The sequence below is a fragment of the Vibrio iocasae genome (assembly GCF_042245395.1).
Classification (GTDB): domain Bacteria; phylum Pseudomonadota; class Gammaproteobacteria; order Enterobacterales; family Vibrionaceae; genus Vibrio; species Vibrio iocasae.
The window spans coordinates 299,253-317,388 of record NZ_CP145310.1 but is presented as its reverse complement, the minus strand read 5'-3'; the positions used below and the strand labels follow the sequence as shown (position 1 = coordinate 317,388).

Here is an 18,136-nt window from a genome sequence, read left to right as displayed (position 1 = left end):
CATATTCCAATTATAGACAAGTTACCCATAGCAAAAATATGGTATTAGACATGTTGTTCTGTTAACGAAAGTTGCTGATCGCTAATGGTGGTGACCTGTCAATAAAAGGCCCAGACGGAAATACGCCTTTGGACAAAGCCAGAGACGAAGGTAAAGACGAAATCGTTGAGTATCTTTCTGGATTGTAATGTATGAACCTGAGGGACACACCTCAGGTTAATTAATCTTCACTCACAAACACGTACATATCACCCCGGCACTGGTTAATACTGTACTCTATCGGGACACCCTGATTATTAAACGCGGTTTGTTCGATAAGCAGAACCGGTATGTTCTCATCCATCTGCAGCTTTTCCAGAACATCCGATGTCGGCATCTTGGTTGAAACACGACTCTTTGTTTTTGTTGGTGAGATATCCTGACTTCTGAAATAATCATAGAGGGATAACTGGATCTCTTCCGGGTCTTTTATAAAGTGGGAAGGTACGTAAGATTCTTCGATTGAAACCGCCTGCTCATCGATATATCTAACCCGCTTCAACAGAAAGACTTCTTCATTCGGTGCAATCTTCAACTGCTTTGCGATCTCTTCTGAGCAGGGAACCGTATCTTTTTTAATCCAAAGAGTATCTGGCTTTTTACCTCTCAGAACGACTTGCTGAGAAAAGCCAGTCGCTTCTTTACCTGAATATTCAACCTTTTCGCTGATCATGGTGCCAAGACCACGTGAGCGAACAATCACGCCATCCTGATCCAGTACATCCAGCGCTTTTCGTATCGTGATTCTTGAAACGCCTAATAAAGTACTTAACTCTCGCTCTGTTGGTATAAAGTCACCACCTTTTAGGATTTGCTGCTCGGTGGCTCTTTTTACTGAATCTGCCACTTTCAGATACATCGGAGATTTATCTTTCTTTTCCAGGCTGGATTTGATCAGGTCAATCAGAGGTTGATAGGTGTTCATGAAGTTCTGTACATAGTTAGATATGGGCTGAGTATACCTCATCTAATCTCTTACATTTAATAGAAAAATGTGTTCTGAAGCAGGGTATGAGACCCTGCCCCACAACAAAACCGAAAACATCAGCTTTCAACCGATGTTGAAAGTGGTTGCCAATTGATTGTGTTTGTCGTTATCGCTTGTACTCTAAAGGTAAAAAGTGTTGCGCAACCAACGAGTAACGCACTGACCAGATAAGCCAACAGGTAGCTTCCCGTATAGTCTACTGAAGACGCAGCTAAAACAGGGCCTATAAACCCTCCTACGCCCCAAGCTGTGTATAAAACACCGTAATTCACACCATAATGCTTCAGGCCATACAGTTCAGCTGTCACTGATGGGAAAACAGCCAGAAGTGCACCATATCCAAGTCCGGCAACAGCCGCTCCGACCAACAATGTCGAAGGTGTTATAAACTGGCAGAACAAAAGCATATTTCCCATTTGAAGTAGAAGGGCTATAGCCAGAGTTCTCATGCTGCCTATTTTGTCACTTAGTAAACCAAACATAAGCCTGCCACCTGAGTTAAACAGAGACAGCGTGATAATTAGGTAAGCACCTTGTGTTATTCCACCCTGAGTTGCAGCAATCGAAGTAATGTTGGCGATTATCATTAACCCCGCAGAAGCGCCAAAAGCATAGGTTAACCAAAGAAATACAAACGGTCGGCTCGATAACATCTCCCTCCAGGTTGAGTTGGGAACATCAAGCGACGATACATCGTCATCAGCCTTGTTACCGCGCGCAGCAGGCTCATAGTTTTCAGGTGGATTTCGAATAAAGCATGACAGAGGAAAGGCTATCAATATCAGGCCATAACCCAGAAAGTTAAAAGCAAAACTTAATCCGTAGTTTTCAACCAAGTATCCGGTTAATGGTGCCAGATAGATTGCGGCCAATCCGAAGGTCGTTGCCAATAGCCCGTTTACAAAACCTTTCCGGCTACGATGGAACCATTTCATCGCGGTAGGATTCAGACAAGCGTATATCAACCCTATCCCCGCCCCGGTAATCACTCCAAAGCTAATCGTTAGGTTAACCGGGGTGAGCGAAAAGCCGGAAAGAATCATACCTGAACCGGCTAAAACTGATCCTGTCATCAACACCTTTCTTGGCCCTGCTTTATCTTGCACTCTGCCTGCGATTAGCAGTGCCACCGACAAGACAACAATGGTAACGGTGTAAGGAATAGAGGCTTCAGTATTGCTCCACCCCATGTTAACCAGAGTATTTTTGAACACACTCCAGGTGTATAAGACCCCGATGCATAAGTTGATGCCACAACCGGCCATCAGAGTCAGGTTAGCCTTTTTCTGCATGATGAAATTCAGTGAGTTTAGAAATGAAAGAAATGATGAACCGGACTTAGTAAGCCTAAGTCCGGAAGAGTTTAAAGATAACGCTGAAGGTAGTCCGTCATCTCATCCTGATTCGGAGCACAGTCACCACCAGCATGGCTGACAACATAAGAGGCGACAGCATTACCAAGCAAGATAGAGTCTGAAAGAGACCAACCAGATGCCAGTCCCGCTAACACGCCTCCTGCATGGTTGTCCCCTGCTCCAATAGTATCGACAACATTGGCCTTTAACGGTGGAACATGGCCACTGCTCTTTCCATCTGAATACAAAGCACCATCGCTGTCGATTCTCAATATAAGCGGGCATTGATACTGTTCAAACCAATTCTGAACATAAATATCAATCTCTTGCATGCCGAGAACGTCTGCTTCCTGTCGGTTCAAAGAAATGATTGGTTTCAAAGCGACTAAACGCTTAAACACGTCGTCAGAAATGTCCGCGATTCTGGGGCCAAAGTCCACAAAGATATCAATAGATTCTGATAATGACTCCAGCCAGCTAATTAGTGTCGAACCACTTTCAGAGGCAAGTTGATATCCTGAAAGATAAATTATGGCATCTTGTTCGATAGGCAATTGAGCGAGCGTCTGTTCGTTCCAGTCATTCTCTACACCACTCACCGACAGAAAAGTGCGTTCTCCATCAGGCTCAACAAGTGCCATACACCAACCGTTATCACCATTTTCATTACGCAAATTGCTGGTAATCGATTTTTCCGCCAAAGCCGACTCAATGACATCTGCCCATTTGCCTCTCCCCATAGGAAGAGCATTCAAAGAGCTCAGGCCCAGTCGGTTTACTGCAATCGCAATATTCAGAGCACAGCCACCAACATGAACACCTTTTTCTCTGAGTTCAATGTCGGTACCGCGCTTTGGCAGTTCATCGACTTCAGAAATGATATCAACCACCGCAGCGCCCACCAGACAAAGCTGTCGCTGATTGTTCAGAGCAGGAAGCTTTTTGATCAATGCGTTAACAGGCATAGGATTGCTCCTTCAATTGGCGTAATTGGATAAACTTACTGGCGTAACCTTCGAAGTCTAATTGGTTTTCATCATCAAGCTGTTTGATTAAACCCGCATCAATGGAATCAATACCGTTTAAAGCACCGCAGATAGCGGTAGCCATTGCACCTATGGTATCCGTATCTCCACCTAAATTAGCACACAAAACAGCGCAACGATTTGGATCGGTTTCCGCTAACTCAACCATGGCAATTGCAGCCGGTACAGACTCGATAGTGCTCACTCCGGCACCTACAAGGTTATAAACCTGCTCCATCGCACTTTCCGTTCCGCGTGCTTCTCTGACAACAGAAAGTGCCAGTTCAATACGAGCTCCCATAGAAGCACTAAACGTTGTCACTTCTTTGCTTTGAGCAGCAATAGCAATGGCCGGTAACTGTTCTCTGATCGATTCCCAAGATTCACCTTCTATTGCTTTTGAAACGGCCCATGCAATAACAACAGCACCAGAAATCGCGACATCGGATTTGTGGGTCGGGCTGGATGCCAAAGCAACCTGATCGATAAACTGGTCGAGATCATTGGTCGGCAACAAACATCCCATTGGTGATACCCTCATAGCAGCACCGTTAGTCACACCATTGTTTTCCAGCTCGCTAATCGGAGTTCCCTCTTTAATGGAGCGCATCGCTGCTTTTGAAGATGGACCGAAGATGTTTTTATTGAAAGCATCGAAGCCATCGGCCCAGTTTAATATATTGCGGGCAATCACCTCTGGAACAATGTCGCCATCACATTCAACAATCGCATCTGCTAGTGCTAATGCCATCGATGTATCATCTGTAAACTGGCAGGCATCGAAATAACAAGCCGCGTTGTTCTCTGCCGGACCTGGCAGGAAAGAATCTATCCAGCCAAAGTGAGATTTCACTCTGCTTCTGGGCCATAGTTCAGAAGGCATTCCCATGGAATCACCTAAAGCCTGACCATAAAATGCGCCCAGTATCTTGTTCTTTTTAATATCATTCATCTTACTACACCAAAATCAGATTAATATCTGCCCGGCATTGATAACACCGGGCAGCAATAGAGATTACGCCTGTGCTTTCTCAGCACTTGGTTCCGCCTTTTTTTCAGTGACTTCAATCTCCTGAATCTCACCATTTGGTTCTCTGAAGAAGAACATAAAGACAACCAGAATCACGGCAATCATTGCACCACCGAATCCCCACATACCTGCCCAGTCGAAGGTCAATCCATTTTGTGGTTCATCGTAAGCGAACATTTTTTCCATCAATAAGCCACCAAGACGGTAACCCAACAAGCTACCTATACCCTGACAACCTAAAGTGATGAGGCCTTGCGCTGCGGTACGCATATGAGCGGGTGCTTTTTTATCTACGTAGATATAAGCCGTTACGAAGTAGAAGTCGTAGCTCACACCGTGAAGCAAAATTCCGGCAAACAATAGTGAGTACAGGTACCAGGTGTCCGCGCTACCGTATACGAAAAATCCGTAACGAACTGCCGCCGTAAAGAGACCAAGTAACAATACCTTTTTAATACCATACCGTTTAGTGAAGAACGGCAACGCTAACATGAAGAAGATTTCTGAGAACTGACCTAACGTCATCCAACCGGTCGCGTTGCTCATGCCCACTTCTGTCAGGAAGCCGTTCGCGAAGATGTAATAGAAAGCCAATGGCATGCTGAACATAAACGAACAAACGAAGAATGCCAGGAAGTTACGGTCTTTCAGAAGCACAACAGCATCAAGACCAAGCATGACTTTAAGGTTCAGTTTGCCAGTACTCTTTGGTGGTGTGTTTGGAAGAATCAACGCAAATACACCTAACAGTGCAGAAGCCAGCGCAGTAATGATTAGCGGAATGTTGCTTGAAGAGATGTCGCCATAGCCAAGCCAGCCTGGAAGGAAGCCCACAGCAATACCCGATGCGATCCAGCCAATCGTACCTAACACCCTGATTCTAGGGAAGTCTCTCTCGACATCTTCCACGTTGGAGAACGCAATACTGTTAGTAAGTGCGATAGTCGGCATATACGTTAATGCGTAGAGCAACAATAGAGGGAAGAAACTAGAAAATTCAGTTTGTTGCGCTGCAAAGTACATGAGAGCTGCACCTGCCAACAGCATGACAGACAGCACTTTCTGTGCCGGGAAGAATCGGTCGGTTATAGAGCCAACCAAAATTGGTGACAAGATAGCAGCAATAGCAGTACAAGCATACGACCATGCAATCTCTGTTGGAGTAAATCCGTTCTTGCTAAGGATTTGCCAAAGAGGAACAAACCATGCTCCCCATATAAACCATTCAATGAACATCATGAATGATAGTTTTAAATTTGTTGATTTCATATTTATGTCCTTTGGTACTGTAGGGTACGAATACATGGTATTAATTATATAATACCAATACAATACCAAGGTGGTTATTTTGTGATCTAGAATCCGAACCAGATCGTTCCTGTTAAGTATACACTCAGCAGGAAACTTATGACTTTTGGTTGTAACTTGTTGTTATAAAATTGCTTTTATACGCTCTTAGTAAGCGAGTAGATGAAAAGAAGACCTTGGAATTAAGTTGGTACTATTTCCACAGCGGCTGCTTGTTGAAGATAAGAGAAATTCAGCACTGGGTGTACTGTTAGATAGTTTGGTTTTAGCGTTCAAGAAAAGAGTTATGAAGCCTTTGCGATCGGCTGTGACTCTTTCGTATCTTCCAGCGAGTTCATCAAGCCGACAAAGTGATGGTCAGATCTGTCTCCATACATGGTTTTCTCAAGTTCATTCACCACACTAAAATAAATCTGCCCCTGAGCGACCAGATTAGATGCAGTAAGAAAACTCATTTTTCCGGAGATACAAGCAGTCATTAGCTTTCGGAGAGAACGCGCAAGAATCATTTTCATGTTCGCGCCTAACTTTGGTGGAACCTCTTCAAGCCCCATCGCAGTAACAACATTCGTCACCGCTTTGTAAAGCCTATCGTGTACTTCGCTTGAGAATTGTAAATAAAGCTGCTCGCACTGCTGTCGCTCCACCGGATTGCGGGGAACGATTTTCATCAACGCCAGAAACTTAGCGACGGAGCTATTTGATACATTCCTGTGGACTTGTCTGGATTCCATTCAGCACTCAGTACAACATTTAAAGAGATAACTATCATTATGACGCATCTATTTAATTAATCTATGAAAAAAATGGAATTTTGAGTGTTTATCATAAAATTATGAACTCGGTACTTATATCAGCCAAAACTATCAATTTCAGGGGAACTTTAAACAAGCAAACTACCAAGGCCACAAGAATACTTTTACATCTATCTAATCACGTCTCAGCGATGTACTACAATTTGGGTATAAAAACTGGAAATCATCCAACACAAATAAGAAGAAACAACAACGTGGCTACTCGAAATATATTTCACTTTAATCGGTCTATTACGCTTACGAGCCTTTGCCTGTCACTCTTAATCTGTTCAATCGGGACATCAGAGGCGGCAATAACAACCGCAACAGATCCTTTAGTCATCAACAACAACCATCCAGAGGGTTCTCCTGCCGAAATCTGGATGACAAAAGTTTATCGGGATCTGTATGAACGAATAAACGTCCCTCTGAAGATGGTTTATTTCCCCAAAGCACGAGGCGCCTTTTACGCAGACACCGGAAAAATAGACGGTCAGGTCACCAGCGTTTTTCAGTATCAGGATAAGCAAAAAGAACAAATAAGAATCAACTTTCCTCTTGTTAAGCTTTCCATGCTTGCCATCACTCAAAATAACAAGAACATAGAAGTACAAAACTGGGATAGCCTGAACAACACAAGATTTCGAGTTGAATATGTTCGTGGAATATTACTTGCCGAGAAAGAGCTCACTAAACGCGTATCCAAGGGAAACCTGACAGACTCTTCCAGTGCAATGCACTCCCTACAAAAAGTTAAACACGACAGAATTGATATCTTTGTACACGGCAACATCACCCTGTTCCCTCTCACTCATTCAGCCGACTTTAGTAATGAGCTGATTTCAGCCGGCGCTCTTTCTACCAATACCTTGTATCCCTACCTAAACAGAGCGCATAAGGAACTCGTACCGATTATCGAAAAAACACTTCATGAGATGAGAGTGGATGGCTCTATATTCAACTATTGTGTTGAGGCCTATGGAATAGGCTCTGAAGAGTTTTGTAATAGCGTTTCGTACAACGAATAATGGTTAGGCTACGTCCCAGCTGAGCTCTACCGTTTTCAACATATTCGACTAATATTAGAAGGTATCTAACGGATTTTAGAGATAAATTTTAGTGAAGCACCTTCTTTTATTTTTGCTTATTTGCTCCGGCCCTATTTATGCTCAGCAGGAGCTAACTCTTTGGCATGATAAATATCAAGCCAAGCTTCTCTATGAAAAGGTTGGTCAGATTTTCGAGCTGAAAACAGGGGCAAAGTTGAGCGTTCATTACATGCCAACGGGAGTCCTCAAGCTCACTGCCTTAAAAAACTCAAACTCCGAAGCAGCTCCCGACATACTTGTTGCACCATCCGATTTTATCGGAAACAGAAACAGCTTAAACCTCTCTGAAGTTCCAGAATCATTTAATCAGGAGTCTTTACCTTTAGCTAAAGCGAGTGTGACAGACAATGGTAAGCAATTCGGCATTCCCTTGTTGTTCGGAAATCACTTACTCCTCTACTACAACAAACAACTTATTTCTGAACCCGCTAACAATTGGGAAGAGATGAGTGCTCAAAAGTCAGAAATCGAGAGTAAAGGTGCTTCATTGATTAGCTGGAAAACCGATGAGATGTACTGGGTAATCCCATTTCTTACCGCATTTGGAGGGAGTCCCATAAATGGATCGGACATCAGTTTTGACAACAAGCAAATACAGATGGGTTTGGAGTTATACAAAAAGCAGGCTGAAATGGCTGGTATTAGTTCAGGGTGTGATTATAGCTGTGTACATCAGGACTTTATCGACAACAAATATGCCTATTCAATAAATGGCGACTGGGCATATAAAACGTATCGTGAGGAACTAGGAACCGACCTGGGTGTAGCTCTTATGCCCGAGGTAGAAGGAAAGCCAATGCACTCTTTCTACTCCTCAATCGCTCTATTATTCCCTGGTAATTCGCTAAATGGTGATAAGCAAAAGCTGCTCAATGAGTTCATACAACATATCCAAAGCGTTGAGCATCAAGTTTTGCTGCATCATTACGTAGGAATGATGCCCGCAAAAACAGAAGCCTACAAATTGGTTGCTAATGAACTCGAAAATGACCCTAATTTCCAAACGATGCTTGAACAGTTAAATCAGTCTATCCTGATGCCGCCTAATCAGGCTATGGCAGCTGCATGGCTAGGAATGCAAAAAGGCGTCACCATTTTTATGAGGGGTAAAACTGAATCAGACAAAGCAGTTCAACTAATGCAAAAACACACATTAAAAGAGTTAAACCGACAGAAGTGACACAACTAAAAAAACATGAATCGAGCCTATAGAAATCTCCCCCCAATCAGGATGCTCTTTATCGCTTTTAGTATAGCGATGGCCATTATTCCTGCCGCTGTGTTAAGTGTGTTGCTTATTATCACGTTGCAGTCTGATCTGGAGCAGAAAGGGTATGACTTTGCTCAATTTCAGGCCAATCTTTTAGCCGACAAGATTTCCTCCGAGCTGGACACACTCACGAGCAACCTTATAAAAGTCGCAGCAGATAACGATGTTTCAGCTGCTGCAAAGAGTAGTGTATTTGCGAGCAATGCTCTGACGAAAATAGAGAACAGCCTGTTAAGTGAGGAGCTCGACTCAGGGGCGATCATCTTTGACCGTGAATGGGAAGCAACCGAAGCAACTCCCATCGAATGGTTGTTGGTAGACAGCAGTTACCTTCCACCGGCCGATAATCTAGATGCTAATAAAGTAAAAGAAGTGCAGTTCCAAATTCTTAATCTACCAGATCCAGATTTTTCGAAAACAGAACTCATTCCAACAATAGTGTTTTACGTACCACTTCATCTGGATACGCTTATAGAAGCTCCCGCCAGCACGCACACAGGAACACTGGCGCTACTAAGACCGGTTTCATCGGTTGTTAAAACCATATCCGACAACACCTTAGAGGCGTCTCTGTTGTCTTTAGAATTGAATGACATCAGTATCTATAAGAGTAGTGAGTCACCATCAGGATTTATTCGTAATGAGAGTGTCAGATCAGCAAAAGGTAACCTAAAGCTCTCGGTCGAGGTGGGGGTCCCGTTCGCCCCCATTAAAGATCAGGTGAAGCAGTACACGGTCAAACTGACAATCGGGCTTATTGCTGCACTCATCGTTATATCAATCATCTCGTTTTTAGGAATCCGGAAGCTCTTGTCTCCTTACCAGGAAGTAACTAAAGCAGTTGAAACACTCTCTCTTGGCAATTACCAACAAATCAACGCCAGCCCAAAATATCGCGAACCGGCTCAAATCATAGGATTACTTAATGTGCTCCAGCAAAGAGTGATCAGTGACCAGTCTGAGCTTGAACGTATGGTAGAAAAACGTACTCAACAGCTTTCAACAGCAAACCTGGAATTGGAGCAAACTCTGGAAGAAGTTCGTGACCTTCAGGAGCATTTGGTTGAGTCGGAGAAAAATGCTCAATTAGGCAAGTTGGTAGCCGGTGTGGCACATGAACTCAACACTCCGATGGGCAACTCCATGACCGCAATGTCCATCCTTTCGGAACAATTAACGATACTTGAATCAAAATACAGTGCCGCAACACTCACCAGTGATGAGATGAAAATGCATTTGGAAGCCTGTATTGAAGCCATTCCACTTATCGAAAGCAATTTACAGCGAAGCGCTTCTCTGGTCAGAACTTTCAAAGAGGTATCCGTTGAAAACGTAACAGGCAATAAAAGAGAATTTGTAGTAGGTGACTATCTCAGCGAGGTGTTTGGTACTCTCTCTTCAGAGATCGATAAATATAAGGTTTCATTCGAAATCAATGGTGATCAGGATCTTGCGATCTATACAGATGCAGGGGCACTAGGACGAGTAATTAGTCAACTGATACTCAATAGTTTATCTCACGGATTCTCTCCAGAGTCAGAGCATCACATCGTGCTCAACTATCAAAAATCAGGCAGTGATTTAGTGATCAATTTTGTGGATGATGGCAGAGGAACTGACGAGGAAACACTCACCAGAATATTTGACCCATTTTACACCACAGAGAGACATTCAGGTCATATTGGCTTGGGACTGCATATCGTCTATAACGTGGTCTGCCAAAAGCTTAGTGGTTCGATTAGAGCGACGAGATCCACCGAAACATCAGGCTTGATGTTTCAAATAACAATCCCGATTAGTTGATCATATTGTCATTGAGTAACTTTGTCATTCTGATGATATTAATATCCATATGACAACTTAATTAATTTATCATAATGACAAAATAAATCAATTAAACAATCATAACTAGCTGATATTAAATACATTAATATATTTGGCACACATCCTGCTCTTATACAAACAAAATGTAGTAACTGTTTAAGGTAAGAGAAAATGACAATTCACGTAAAAAACAATATTCACTGGGTTGGCCAACGTGACTGGGAAGTACAGGACTTCCATGGTACAGAATACAAAATGACAAAAGGCACCAGCTACAACAGTTATCTGATTAGAGAAGAAAAAACCGTACTTATCGATACCGTCGATCACCGTTTCAGCCATCAGTTTCTTCAGAATCTGGAAATGGAAATCGATCTGAATCAGATCGATTTTATTGTGGTAAACCACGCGGAAGAAGACCATTCAGGTGCCCTGTCTGCTTTGATGGAGAAGATCCCAGGAACCCCCATCTACTGTACCGAGGCTGCCATCGACTCGATTGTGGGCCATCACCACCACCCAGAGTGGAACTTCAAAACAGTAAAAACCGGAGACACCATAGACATTGGTAGTGGTAAACAACTGATCTTTATCGAAGCACCAATGCTTCACTGGCCGGACAGCATGATGACCTATATGACTGGGGATGCGGTACTGTTCAGCAATGATGCATTTGGTCAGCACTACTGTGACGAACACCTGTTTAATGATGAAGTCGATCAGAATGAACTGATGGACCAATGCCTTCGCTACTACTCCAACATACTGATCCCTTTCAGTGGTCTGGTTACGGCTAAGATCAAGGAAGTTCTAAGTTTTAACGTACCTGTCGATATGATCGCAACCTCACACGGTATTGTCTGGCGCGAGAACCCAACTCAAATCGTCCACCAGTATCTGGAGTGGGCAGACAACTATCAGGAAGACCGTATTACTATTTTCTACGATTCAATGTCTAACAACACCCGCATGATGGCTGACGCGATTGCACAGGGCATTCACGATGTTGATCCGAAAGTGGCGGTAAAAGTGTTTAATGTCTCCAAGCATGATAAGAACGAGATTTTGGCTAACGTATTCCGCTCTAAAGGGGTATTCGTCGGCTCATCAACAATGAACAACGTAATGATGCCAAAGATCGCAGGAATGCTGGAAGAGATCACCGGGTTAAGATTCAAAAACAAAAAAGCTGCAGCATTTGGCAGCTATGGCTGGAACGGTGGTGCTGTAGATCGTATTCATGCTCGTCTGACGGACGCAGGTTTTGAAACTGCAGTGAGCTTGAAAACCAAATGGCGACCGGATGGGAAAGCAATGAGAGAATGTCGTGAACATGGCCGTCAGATAGCAAAACAGTGGACACTTAACAGCGAAAACCTGAGAACTGTAGAACCACTAACGGTGACACCTATAGAAGCGAAACCTGTGTCACCATTAGTAGAATCCGATGCAAACAAAGCACACCCAGAAGATTGCCAATGCATGATCTGCACCGTGTGTAACTGGGTTTACGATCCTGAAATCGGCGAACCGAATCAGGGTGTCGAGCCGGGAACCGCATGGGATGACGTACCTGACTACTTCCTGTGCCCTGACTGTAATCTGGGTAAAGAGGTTTTTGCCGAACATAAAAAAGATGGCAAGGAGGCAGCTTAATGAGTGCTCCTTTGATCATTGTTGGTAGCGGCTTTGCCGCTTACCAGTTAGTAAAAACACTACGTCGGAAAAACAGTAATCTGCCAATTCAGCTTTTTACGGCGGATAACGGTGATGAGTACAACAAGCCCGATTTAAGCCATGTGTTTACCCGAAAACAAACGGCCGCGGATCTTATCACTAGCTCAGCGGCAATTTTTGCTGAGCAACATCAGGTCGAGTTGTTTACCAATACCAGAGTAGAAAACATCGATACTCAAGAGAAAACCATTTCAGCGAATGGTACGAGTTATCAATACTCTAAATTGGTCCTGGCAACTGGTGCAAAAACCTTTGTTCCAAAGATGGATGGTGATGCCGCTGGACAGATAATCACACTAAATAGCTTGGAAGAGTATCAGGCATCGCAGCAAAAAATCGCCAACTCAAAACGCATTCTGATTATGGGCGGTGGTTTAATTGGTACCGAGCTGGCAATGGATCTTGCGAGCAGTGGTAAGCAAATCACCATGGTGGAGCCCGGTGCGCACCTAATGACAAATATTCTGCCTGAGTTTGTCTCGACTGAACTGGAAAAACAGTTACGAAGCGACGGAGTCAGAGTCGAATGTCTTGATTATGTGGTTTCAGTACAACACCAGAGTGATGTCCTAATCGCGACGACTAACAAAGGTTTTTGCTATTCGATAGATAGCGTCATTTCTGCTGCTGGATTAGTACCTAACACAGATTTGGCTAGGGTCGCAGGAGCCGACGTGAATAGAGGTATTGTTGTCGATAACCAGCTAAAAACGTCAATCGATGATGTTTATGCCATTGGCGATTGTGCAGAAATAAATGGGAAAGTAATGGCTTTCCTTCAGCCAATCATTTTGAGTGCAAATGCACTGGCCGCAGAGCTAATGGGAGAAAATGCGGAACTCAAGTTACCACCAATGATGGTGAAGGTGAAAACCCCTGGTTATCCAATTCAGTTAGGCGGAAATCACAACCATGAGTCTAACTGGAACATCGAGATAACAGACAAAGGGATTACTGCCAAAGCGTCAAATTCAGAACATAAAACCACTGGGTTCATTGTTACCAAAGACAATCTGAGTCAAGCTTTCCCACTGTTTAGAGAAGTACAGACCAGTTAACCACAGCAGTACTTAAAAATGGGGCCTTTGCTTTTGTAGCATAGGCCTCTTCTTAAACGCTACTTTTGATCATGCCGTTCTAGGTCAAGTCAGATTAAGTCAGGTTAAGCAAAGTTCTTCATCCAAACCGGAGGCGTACCAATGACTTCCTGCACAATCTCCAAAAAGCTCTTAACCAGAGGCGGCTGATTTCTGTGGGAGTACATCGCATATATATCACCAAAGGATGGCAGTTCATACTCCGGCAGCAGTTGCACTAATCCTTGAGACTCAAGATCATCGGCCATCATAAAATGACCGACTTGAGCATATCCCAAGCCTGATTTAGCGGCTTCCACAATCAGCTCGGTTTCATTAACTGTGTACTGGCCCCAGATAGGATATGAACGCGGTTCTGTGATGCCGGGGCCCGCAGAGATATTCACTCTGTCTATCAGGATGTTTCCGTTTGAGTAAATAATAGATGGCAGTTTCACCAGCTCTTCTGGGGTTTCAGGAAACCCATTTTTTTCAATGAACGACTTTGAAGCCACCAGCGCCACACTGTTAGGTGCCAATCTTCTGGCAATCATACTGGATTCACGAATCGGACCAATTCGGAAAACAAGATCAAATCGCTCTCCGATCATATCCACGCGGTGATCACTCAGTACCAGCTCTATTTTTGCTTTAGGGTATCGGGTAACAAAAATCTCTGCCGCTTTGTGCAAATACATCCGGCCGAACATGGTAGAACTGGAGACTCTTACATTCCCCTGAGGCTCACTGTGAAAAGTCTCTGCCATGTGCAAAGTCTCTTCCAATAAGTCTGTCACCTTTTGAGCCTGAGAGACCATTCGTTCACCAACTTCAGTCAATGAGATAGAACGAGTCGTTCGGTTAAGTAACCTAACGCCAAGCGCACCTTCAAGTTGTTTGATCTGTTTAGATAAAACCGAGCGATCAATGTTTCGACTATCGGCTGCTTTAGAAAACGAGCCGTATTTGGCAACATCTAATAGCAACTCTAGCTTACTGGCAAAATCCATAACACACCCTAAATACTAACTTCTAATTCACTCTGACCGATGCAAATAATATCAGACGAAACCGTACTGATTGATCACCGATAATGGGATTCACTATCCCATTCGCAGCTCCGAGTAGTAGCTCCGAACTCTACCAGTCGATCTGTTTTTTATCTCGGAAGAACTGTCCGCTAGGCCCGTTGTTATCCAACGTTGCCAACCATACCGCGGTTTCTGCACCTTTTTCAGGAGAGCGAGTTGCTGCCATGCCCCCCATTCGGGTTCTAACCCAGCCAGGACACATCGCATTAACTTTGACACTATTTGGGTAGTTGCCAGCCGCCACTTTAGTGATGGCATTTAACGTTGCTTTACTGATTGAGTACGCCGTAGGGCCGCTCAACCCATCAGAAAAAGCGCCCCAACCAGACGAGACATTAACGATACGTCCATAACCATTCTTCGCCATTTTATTGCCAAAGAACTGAATCAGCTCATAAGCTGACAGCGCATTCACTTGCATGGAGTACATCAGATCTGAACTGCTCAGGTTCGAAAAATTTCTCTCTTCCAAAACACCTGCGTTGTTAACAAGTACATCGATTTGTGGGTGATCAGCATCGATATGCTTAATCTGTCGGCTCAGCTTCTTAGGTTCAGAAAGCTCAAGCTGCACCACCGAGATATTGCCTTTGATGCTACGCGCTGTTTGAAGTCCCTCTTCTACATCGCGGCAAGCAAGCAGAACATCAAATCCTTGTTCTGCTAAAGATTCAACGATAGCTTTACCAATACCTCTATTGCCACCAGTAACCAACGCTGTTTTTTGATTGTTCGTACTCATAACTTACCTCTATCTAAATAAACAGCCCGTTGCCAGGGACAAGGGCAACAGGCTGTGTAGCTTCAGGAACTACTTCATTGATTCCGCAAACTTGTCGAAGAACTTGTCAGACTCGTATAGGTCACCAGAGAAGTTCTGTACACGTTTGATCTTGCCATCTTCAATCTGGTAAAGAAGAATCCAGTTCAGATCGACATTCTCATCAGCCTTAGAGCTCCAGCCACGGTGCGCATCGATAACGTACGTATCGTTTGCAGCCAGAATCATCACCTCAGCAGCAAAGCCCGCTTTACCCAGTTGGTTGAAAAAAGCAACGAACTCATCAATACCACGTTTAGTCCCCGCTAGCTGATGACGGCCTGGGATATGCCATTCAACATCTTCAGCGACAAACTGCTTCAGACCTTCCATATCACCTTTACCATAGGCACCAAAGAAGCCTTGAACCACTTTTAGCGCATCGCTGTTTTCAGAACCAGCGGCAACTGGATTCGCAGGTTTAGGCCATAGCACAGGGTTATTGATCTCTACAGCATCCTGAGCTGCTTTCGCGTTTTCCATTGGCATATCACCAGCGAAGGCTGCTGTAGATACAAGACCTGCAAGCAATAGCGCGCGAGTAAATACATTTTTCATGGTATTGATCCTCTAAGTTAACAAGTTTAGTTTGTTTAAACCGCTACCACTTGATAGCCGTGAATTTTAAAACCACCTTCAGCATCAAAAGACACTTTCCAGTTTTCATTGAACAGTTGGTTAATGCTTTCACCGTTAGTCATATCACCCTGAACACGAACACGTAGCTCTGCTTCATACTCAGATTCACCCGCTGGTTTTAGAGTAATCTGCTCGATAAGGTGAATTACGCCAGGCTTGAACATGCCAAGCAGAGACTTGTACCAATCGTTAAATCCGGCAATGCCATTAAATGTGCTGTTTGGATCGGTCAGTACAAGATCTTCAGAAAGTTGCTCTACGAAGTAGCTGTTGTCTTCAGGTAATTCATCAAACTTGCTGAACCACTGTTTAACGAACATCTCGAACTTCGCTTCTACTGAATTTGACAGTTCATCAATCTTGCTGAGAAGACGACTTGCATGGTCACGTGCGCGCTCTTCAACTTCTTCCTGAGTGTTGTAAACACCAGGGATGTAAACCATGCGATGTGTGTAAATAGGTTTCTGGAATACCATGCCCGCAAGGTATGCCGTTTGCTGCAAAGGGTAAGCAAGTTGCTCAACTGTAAAGTGGTTATAGCCAAGCGGGTCATAAGACTCTTCCGGACCGCCTACAGTGAATGAAAGGATTAAGTGCTTGTTCTTCAGCTTGTCACCTTCAGGACCAAATGCGAAGTTGAAAGCGAATACATCATCAATCCACTTTTTCAGCAGCGCTGGCACTGAGTACCAGTAGTATGGGTACTGAAGAACAACAACATCAGCATCAACAAGTGCATTTTGCTCAGCTTCAATATCGATGTTGTAATCTGGGTAAAGCACATCCAGACGACGGACATCAATGCTTTCGATGTTCTCTTGCAGTTCATTCAGGATAACTTTGTTAGTCCAGGATTCATCCAGGTTTGGGTGACCAGAAATTACGACTACGTTACTCATGTTTACTCCGGTTTGAATTTGTTTCTCTCAGTTGGTGAGTTAATTCTAAAGCGTGGAGTGGTAAACTCTAGATGACACAGACCTAATAGACTGTTAGCCTTTTCCTTACAGATTCAGATAAGCGATAGATGAAAAACGGATTGAATATGAAAGGTGCAGGCGCAAGTTATAACCAGATAGTGATTTTTCACACCATTGCAAAGGAAGGCAGTATAAGAGGTGCAGCCAGAAAGCTGGAGATGGCGGCACCTTCTGTTAGTCAGTCGCTCAAGTTGTTAGAAACAAAACTGGGACTGCCTTTGTTCAGTCGCTCAACCCGTCAGATGAGCCTAACCGAAGCCGGTAAATTCTTACTCGAAAACACCAAAGATGCAATTGCTACTCTCGATTATGCTCTGGAAGGGGTACACGATCTCTCCCACGCACCGTCGGGAAAAGTAAGCATGACAGTGCCTCGATTTGTATATCAAAGTGTTATCCGCCCTATCTTTCCGGAGTTTTGCAAACTCTATCCGGATATCGAGCTGGAAATATCCGTATCAGATACCTCAGTAAACATCATCAAAGAAGGTATAGATGTAGGTATTCGATTTGGTGACAGAATCGAAGAGGGTCTGGTTGCTCGAAAACTGACAGACCCGGTAAAAGAAGCACTTTTCGTATCCCCTGATTACAAAAAGAAAAATGGTGTTCCGCTAAAGCCGCTGGACTTAGAACAACATAAGCTGATTCAATATCGGTTCGGTGCCTCTAACAGGCTTGCCCCACTCTTTTTGGAACAAGATGGAAGCACCATTACCGTCGAAATGCCGCTCGCTATGGTGGTGAACGATACGGACATCAGTATTGATGCCGCAAAACAAGGCATTGGTATTGGTCGTTTTCTTGCACCTCTGACCGATAAACACTTTCGAGACGGCTCGTTAGTTCCGGTACTCGAAGATTACTGGCCGGACATTCCTGGACTCTATGTCTACTTCTCTCAAAACAGCCAGAAGGCCAGAAGAACTCGAGTGTTGATCGATTTCTTAATCGAAAAGGCCAAGTTAAACGAAATATAACTGTTAGCTTTTATCTAATAGTGCAAATAATCAGAGTCACGCTATTCTGGGATTAAAGCCCTTAAGCAATT

The 18,136-nt window shown here is 43.9% G+C and carries 16 protein-coding genes; 6 read left to right on the top strand and 10 right to left on the bottom strand.

Annotation, left to right across the window (positions count from 1 at the left end):
- Nucleotides 1-220: 220 nt before the first annotated feature.
- The 6 genes from SNR28_RS01445 to SNR28_RS01420 all read right to left on the bottom strand — a co-directional run bounded on the left by SNR28_RS01445 (nucleotide 221) and on the right by SNR28_RS01420 (nucleotide 6,479).
- Nucleotides 221-1,006, bottom strand: coding sequence for a GntR family transcriptional regulator (locus SNR28_RS01445; RefSeq protein WP_375749243.1), 786 nt, complete (start codon nucleotides 1,004-1,006; stop codon nucleotides 221-223).
- A 77-nt stretch (nucleotides 1,007-1,083) separates the two neighbouring features.
- Nucleotides 1,084-2,319 carry an OFA family MFS transporter gene (locus SNR28_RS01440; RefSeq protein WP_375749242.1) on the bottom strand — a complete coding sequence of 412 codons (1,236 nt, stop codon included), beginning with the start codon at nucleotides 2,317-2,319 and terminating at the stop codon, nucleotides 1,084-1,086.
- Between the two features lie 71 nt (nucleotides 2,320-2,390).
- Entirely contained in the window at nucleotides 2,391-3,347 is a 957-nt protein-coding gene (locus tag SNR28_RS01435) for a PfkB family carbohydrate kinase (protein ID WP_375749241.1), read from the bottom strand.
- On the bottom strand, nucleotides 3,337-4,359 hold the full coding sequence (locus SNR28_RS01430) for an ADP-ribosylglycohydrolase family protein (RefSeq protein ID WP_375749240.1): 1,023 nt from the start codon (nucleotides 4,357-4,359) through the stop codon (nucleotides 3,337-3,339). Before SNR28_RS01430 ends, SNR28_RS01435 begins: the two co-directional genes overlap by 11 nt.
- 63 nt (nucleotides 4,360-4,422) lie before the next feature.
- Nucleotides 4,423-5,706: a nucleoside permease gene (locus tag SNR28_RS01425; RefSeq protein WP_375749239.1), complete on the bottom strand. Its 1,284-nt coding sequence runs from the start codon at nucleotides 5,704-5,706 to the stop codon at nucleotides 4,423-4,425.
- 323 nt (nucleotides 5,707-6,029) lie between these two features.
- Complete coding sequence (locus SNR28_RS01420; protein ID WP_375749238.1) at nucleotides 6,030-6,479, bottom strand: hypothetical protein; 450 nt, start codon at nucleotides 6,477-6,479, stop codon at nucleotides 6,030-6,032.
- Nucleotides 6,480-6,754: 275 nt separating this feature from the next.
- On the opposite strand from SNR28_RS01420, the gene SNR28_RS01415 reads away from it, so the two are divergent.
- From SNR28_RS01415 to norW, 5 genes are all read left to right on the top strand, one after another.
- A complete protein-coding gene (locus SNR28_RS01415) occupies nucleotides 6,755-7,567 on the top strand; it encodes a hypothetical protein (protein ID WP_375749237.1) in 813 nt (270 codons plus the stop codon).
- Nucleotides 7,568-7,658: 91 nt separating this feature from the next.
- Nucleotides 7,659-8,828: an extracellular solute-binding protein gene (locus tag SNR28_RS01410; protein WP_375749236.1), complete on the top strand. Its 1,170-nt coding sequence runs from the start codon at nucleotides 7,659-7,661 to the stop codon at nucleotides 8,826-8,828.
- Nucleotides 8,829-8,906: 78 nt separating this feature from the next.
- A complete protein-coding gene (locus SNR28_RS01405) occupies nucleotides 8,907-10,721 on the top strand; it encodes a sensor histidine kinase (RefSeq protein WP_375749235.1) in 1,815 nt (604 codons plus the stop codon).
- A gap of 192 nt (nucleotides 10,722-10,913) precedes the next feature.
- Nucleotides 10,914-12,398, top strand: a complete 1,485-nt coding sequence (gene norV, locus SNR28_RS01400) for an anaerobic nitric oxide reductase flavorubredoxin (protein WP_375749234.1) — start codon at nucleotides 10,914-10,916, stop codon at nucleotides 12,396-12,398.
- Entirely contained in the window at nucleotides 12,398-13,537 is a 1,140-nt protein-coding gene (gene norW / locus SNR28_RS01395) for an NADH:flavorubredoxin reductase NorW (RefSeq protein WP_375749233.1), read from the top strand. The genes norV and norW overlap by 1 nt, the downstream gene beginning before the upstream one ends.
- A 104-nt stretch (nucleotides 13,538-13,641) precedes the next feature.
- Here norW and SNR28_RS01390 read toward each other — a convergent pair whose 3' ends face one another.
- The 4 genes from SNR28_RS01390 to SNR28_RS01375 form a co-directional block, all read right to left on the bottom strand.
- Nucleotides 13,642-14,565 (bottom strand): LysR family transcriptional regulator, encoded by a 924-nt coding sequence (locus SNR28_RS01390; RefSeq protein WP_375749232.1) that lies wholly within the window; start codon nucleotides 14,563-14,565, stop codon nucleotides 13,642-13,644.
- Between the two features lie 130 nt (nucleotides 14,566-14,695).
- On the bottom strand, nucleotides 14,696-15,388 hold the full coding sequence (locus tag SNR28_RS01385; protein WP_375749231.1) for an SDR family NAD(P)-dependent oxidoreductase: 693 nt from the start codon (nucleotides 15,386-15,388) through the stop codon (nucleotides 14,696-14,698).
- Nucleotides 15,389-15,457: 69 nt separating this feature from the next.
- The gene (locus SNR28_RS01380) at nucleotides 15,458-16,024 is read right to left on the bottom strand and encodes a nuclear transport factor 2 family protein (protein ID WP_375749230.1); all 567 of its coding nucleotides are present in this window, start codon (nucleotides 16,022-16,024) and stop codon (nucleotides 15,458-15,460) included.
- Between the two features lie 35 nt (nucleotides 16,025-16,059).
- Nucleotides 16,060-17,004 (bottom strand): NAD(P)H-dependent oxidoreductase, encoded by a 945-nt coding sequence (locus SNR28_RS01375; protein WP_375749229.1) that lies wholly within the window; start codon nucleotides 17,002-17,004, stop codon nucleotides 16,060-16,062.
- A gap of 146 nt (nucleotides 17,005-17,150) precedes the next feature.
- On the opposite strand from SNR28_RS01375, the gene SNR28_RS01370 reads away from it, so the two are divergent.
- A complete protein-coding gene (locus tag SNR28_RS01370; protein ID WP_375749228.1) occupies nucleotides 17,151-18,065 on the top strand; it encodes a LysR family transcriptional regulator in 915 nt (304 codons plus the stop codon).
- Nucleotides 18,066-18,136 lie beyond the last annotated feature (71 nt).